This is a genomic window from Rivularia sp. UHCC 0363 (genome assembly GCF_034931125.1).
Classification (GTDB): Bacteria; Cyanobacteriota; Cyanobacteriia; order Cyanobacteriales; family Nostocaceae; genus Rivularia.
In genome coordinates, this window is sequence record NZ_JAYGHM010000134.1 from 1 (window position 1) to 4,987 (window position 4,987).

Genomic DNA, 4,987 nt, shown 5'->3' on the forward strand with positions numbered 1-4,987 from the left:
TCTCCTTGTCCCTTCTCTCCCCATCGCCCCATCCCCCCATCTCCCTATCCCCCCATCTCCCCATCTCCCCATCTCCCCATCTCCCCATCTCCCCATCTCCCCATCTCCCTATTCCCTATTCCCTATTCCCCATTTGAGAACGAGCAGCCTGTAAAGCTTTCGCTACTTGCTCGAAACCCGTTCCACCGTAGCTATTACGAGCCGCGACTACTTGACGGGGTGATATTGCTTCATAGATATCATTTTCAAATTTGGGATGCAGTTGTTTCCACTCTGCTAAACTCAAATCTTTGAGAAGTTTACCTTTCTCAATACTAGTTTTCACTACCTTACCTACGAGATTATAGGCTTCTCGGAAGGGAACACCCCGCGCTGCAAGATAATCCGCTACATCGGTTGCATTAGAAAAATCGGACGCTACGGCTGCTGCTAAACGGCGATCGCGAAATTCCAAACCTTCCCGCAGCAAAATTGTCATTGCTTCCAAACAAGCTTTAACTGTATTTACCCCATCAAATAGACCTTCTTTGTCTTCTTGCAGGTCTTTGTTATAAGCCAAGGGTAATCCCTTCATCATCACTAACATTGCTTGCAGATGACCAAATACTCTCCCAGTTTTACCCCGGACTAACTCCGGTACGTCGGGATTTTTCTTTTGTGGCATAATACTCGAACCTGTAGCGCAACTATCTTTGAGGGTCACAAAGCCAAATTCCTCAGAAGACCATAGAATTACCTCTTCCGACAAACGGCTCAGATGAACCATGATTAAACTAGCCGCACTCAAAAATTCAATCGCAAAATCGCGATCGCTTACACCATCAAGGCTATTATCATAAACTTTGTCAAAATGCAATAGTTGGGCGCTGTAATGTCTGTCAATAGGAAAAGTAGTTCCTGCTAAGGCTCCGCATCCCAAAGGTGAAATATTTACACGGCGATACACATCTCCTAATCGTTCCCAATCGCGCTGCGTCATTTGGAAATAAGCCAAAAGATGATGAGCTAGGCTTAGAGGTTGAGCGCGTTGTAGATGAGTGTAGCCGGGAATCAAAGTTTCGACATTTTTTTCAGCAATATCAACTAAAACAGTTTGAAATCCCCGAATTAAACTTTGAATTTGCTGAATTTGTTCGCGTAAATAAAGTCTGGTATCCGTACCAACCTGGTCATTACGAGAACGTCCGGTATGCAGCTTTTTACCCACATCACCAGCAATCTCGATCAAACGATGTTCGACAGCAAAATGCACATCTTCTGAATCAGTATCTGGATTAAATTCACCATTACGATATTCTTGGCGAATTTGTTCTAAACCTGCAACTAATTGCTCCCCTTCTTCAGCAGAAATAATGCCACATTTAGCCAACATTTTGGCATGAGCAACCGAACCAGTTAAATCATATTCAATTAATTGAATATCGAAATGGATGCTGGCATTAAAGCGAGCAATAGTAGGATGTAACGCTGATTCAAACCGCTGGCTCCAAGTTTGTTGTATCATAAATTGGGAATTGGGCATTGAGAATTGGGCATGGGGAAGAATAAGTTAGGAGTTAAGAATTAAGAGTTAGGAGTTATGAATTCTTAACTTATAACTGGTTACTCATAACTTTCAAACAATCTAAAATTTAAAATAAACATATCTATTGTTAAAATCCTTTAATTCTTAACTCCTCACTTCTAACTCCTAACTTTTAACCGTAACTGGTTAAATTACGAATTAAATAACCAACCACTAATCCAATTAACAGCGCCCATACTTGACCTGTTTGCACAAAGTGGTTGAAGGATTTTTGAATCTGACCCAAAAGGTCTGGGTCGTTGATAGTTTGGGCTAATACAGTCCAGTTTACAGGCATTTTGCTCTGAGCATTAACAGTACTTGACAACAAAATGGTCGTCCATAAACTGACAGTAAACCCACCCAAAATTGACCAAGGTTTCATTTTTAACTTATATGTTGGTTAGTATCACCGTGATAGCTCAGGGATATAAATTATGCCATCCGTAATTTCTCGGCTGACCGCAAAATTTGTCCGGCTAAAACGGCTGCACCAAATCCATTATCGATATTTACGACTCCGATACCCGCAGCACAAGAGTTGAGCATGGTTAATAACGGTGCTAAACCACCAAAACTTGCTCCATAACCGATGCTGGTAGGAACTGCTATGACGGGAGAGTCTGCTAAACCTGCCACAACACTTGGTAAAGCACCTTCCATACCCGCGACAACAATTAATACCGCTGCCGATTCGATAACGTGACGATTACTTAACAAGCGGTGAATTCCCGCAACTCCCACATCCCATAACCGCTGCACCTCAAAACCAAAAAGTTCTGCGGTAACTGCGGCTTCTTCGGCAACTGGTAAATCGGCAGTTCCAGCAGAAAGAATCCCAATCGTACCGGAATATCGAACTTCAATAGTAGGAGGTGCGATCGCGCAGATTCGTGCAGCTTCGTAATAACGCAAACCCTTCACCCTGGATTGCAAAATTGCGTAAACTTCCAGAGTAATACGAGTTGCCATCACAACTTGACTCTTTAAACGCATCACCTCCATAATGCGAGCGATTTGTTCGGGAGTTTTATCCAAACCCCAAATTACTTCCGGGAAACCAGTTCTTAAAGAGCGGTGATGGTCAATTTTGGCAAATTCATCTACAGGTTCATAAGCTAAATCTTTTAACTGTGAAAATGCTGCATCCGGCGTTACGTTACCATTAGCAACAGAGTTTAATAGAGATTGTAGAGCTTTTTCGTCAGTCATAGAAGAGAGAAGGAGAGGGAGTAGAGGGGTTAGGAATTAAAAATTCCGGTTCTCCTCATTCCTAACTTATAACTCTCAACCTTTAACCTTTAACCTTTGACCTTTAACCTGTAACTTATTCTTTAGTTATTTTAATTTCTTGAAGATTCCAGAAAGCACCGCCGATCGCATTGTACTGGAGACCTTCAAATTTATTACGAATGGCTGCTAATGACAGGGGATTAACTAAGTAGATAAAAGGTAAATTTTCCTGAGTAATTCGCTGAGTTTCTGCGTATATTTCCTTTACTTTGGCTTCGTCTAATTCCTGTGTTGCTTGGACATAGAGCCGTGCAATTTCGGTTTCCCAAGGAGCAACTTCCCAACCTTCAATGGGTTTTTGTCCGGCTTGGGGTTTTTGATTAAACGCATGCAATCCACCGTCGGGTTTCCATACGTTAGCACCATCATTTGGTTCCAAACCACCTGTTAAACCCAGTAATGCCATGTCAAAATCCAAGCTATTCGAGATTTTATCTAAATAAGTATTCCAAGCCAAAGGTGTAAAATCAACTTGAATACCGATTTTACTCAAATCTCCTTTAATTTGCGCTCCCATAGCTTCACGAATTTTATTACCAGAATTTGTTAATAAAGTGAAACGGACGCGATTTCCTTCTTGGTCTAATAATTGACCTTGGGGATTATATTTGAATCCGGCTTTTTTAAGTAATTCTTTCGATTTATCTAACTTATAATCGTAGACTTTTAATCCTTTTTCTGGAGAAAGATAATAAGGACTTTGTACGGAAATCGGCGAATCCTGCGTTTGACCTAAACCTTGAAACGTGTTGTTAATCATGGTTTTGCGATCGATAGCGTAGGCTATAGCTTGACGGAATTCTTTGGAATTAAACCATTTAGATTTTACCGGGTCAACTAATGGCTTACCGTCTCTTTTCCCCTTATTCAAATTAAAAAACACAAAAGATGTACCAGTTGCTGGACCACCATTGTAAATTTTGAAATTACCCCGCTTTTCTTCTCGCTTAAGTAAAGAAAAATAATCTGGTGTAACTCCTATCGAATCCAAGCTACCGGAACGAAATTGCAGTAAGGAAGTATCTTGAGATTCAACAATTTCCCAATTTACTTTTTCAATATAAGGCTCAGGATTACCCCAATAATAAGGATTGCGTTCAAATACAACCCTTTGAGTAGTATTGTAACGACCTAATTTATAAGGACCGTTAGTGACAATTTCTTCAACAGGAGTATCAACACTCCATTTTTGCAGAAATAACGGCTTTCCTTCTCCATCTTTCTTTTCTACCGATTCTCGTAAAGCATGAGCAGGTAAAATAGGAGTCGTCATATTTTGCAAGAAAGGTCGGAAAGGTTCTGGTAAGGTAAATTCTACCCGTCGCTCATCGAGTTTTTTGACCTTGGGTAATTGACCGCTTTCACCAATTTTAAAAGCATCCTTAACATCGGTCGGAATGTCTTTATTAAAGTAAATTTTGTTGTAGCTAAATACAACATCTTCAGCAGTTAAAGGTTTACCATCAGACCATTTCAAATTATTACGTAAAGTAAAGACAAACTGTAATCCATCATCAGAGATTTTCCAGGATTGGGCTAATGTTGGTTCAATTTCTCCACTTATAGAATTTTGTGTTGTCAATCCTTCAAAAGTGTAGGGGAAAATATTCGGTGACTCTTGAGAAAGAGCATAGTTAAATGTTTTCGGGTCGCTGAGAGTGCTAAGTATCAACTGCGGTGTTTGAGCCGCTTCGCTTTTGAAATTAGCTGGATTGCAAGCAGCAACCGAGAGTGCTGTGATAGTTGCCAAAATTACTGGTAAACGCAAACGCCGAAAGTTGGAAAAGATCGAAGCAATTCTTAACATTTAGGTAGATATACGATTAGTTATATAGATTGTGATTGTAGCGGAAACAAACAGAACTATGTAACAGAGTGCAAATTAGCTCTAAACCATTACCTCTAATGCCTACTGCCTTGTCATAATTACAATTCTTAACGCCGACCTACTTAGTTAGAGGTTAAGAGTACCCCTGTTAGCAATTAGCGAGCGTCCCGCTCGCTATTGGTCACGAGCGAGCAAGATGCATGTCCTTACGGACACGCTGCGCTACCGCACTACGAGCGCGTTACCCATTACATTTAATGTGGCTCCTAATACTCCACCACATAAGTTATGAGGGGTCATGG

Annotated in this window: 4 protein-coding genes; all 4 read right to left on the bottom strand. The window is 40.8% G+C overall.

Annotated elements, in window-relative coordinates:
* Positions 1–115 precede the first annotated feature (115 nt).
* The gene (gene argH, locus VB797_RS34545) at positions 116–1,504 is read right to left on the bottom strand and encodes an argininosuccinate lyase (RefSeq protein WP_323242325.1); all 1,389 of its coding nucleotides are present in this window, start codon (positions 1,502–1,504) and stop codon (positions 116–118) included.
* Positions 1,505–1,697: 193 nt separating this feature from the next.
* Entirely contained in the window at positions 1,698–1,949 is a 252-nt protein-coding gene (locus VB797_RS34550) for a hypothetical protein (protein ID WP_323242326.1), read from the bottom strand.
* A gap of 50 nt (positions 1,950–1,999) precedes the next feature.
* Complete coding sequence (larB, locus tag VB797_RS34555; protein WP_323242327.1) at positions 2,000–2,776, bottom strand: nickel pincer cofactor biosynthesis protein LarB; 777 nt, start codon at positions 2,774–2,776, stop codon at positions 2,000–2,002.
* A 115-nt stretch (positions 2,777–2,891) separates the two neighbouring features.
* Positions 2,892–4,664, bottom strand: a complete 1,773-nt coding sequence (locus VB797_RS34560) for an ABC transporter substrate-binding protein (protein WP_323242328.1) — start codon at positions 4,662–4,664, stop codon at positions 2,892–2,894.
* Positions 4,665–4,987 lie beyond the last annotated feature (323 nt).

What these genes read in the sequence shown, in the direction of transcription:
- argH (WP_323242325.1), bottom strand. Translation starts at nt 1,504, where the DNA reads ATGATACAACAAACTTGGAGCCAGCGGTTTGAATCAGCGTTACATCCT.
- VB797_RS34560 (WP_323242328.1), bottom strand. Translation starts at nt 4,664, where the DNA reads ATGTTAAGAATTGCTTCGATCTTTTCCAACTTTCGGCGTTTGCGTTTA.
- VB797_RS34550 (WP_323242326.1), bottom strand. Translation starts at nt 1,949, where the DNA reads ATGAAACCTTGGTCAATTTTGGGTGGGTTTACTGTCAGTTTATGGACG.
- larB (WP_323242327.1), bottom strand. Translation starts at nt 2,776, where the DNA reads ATGACTGACGAAAAAGCTCTACAATCTCTATTAAACTCTGTTGCTAAT.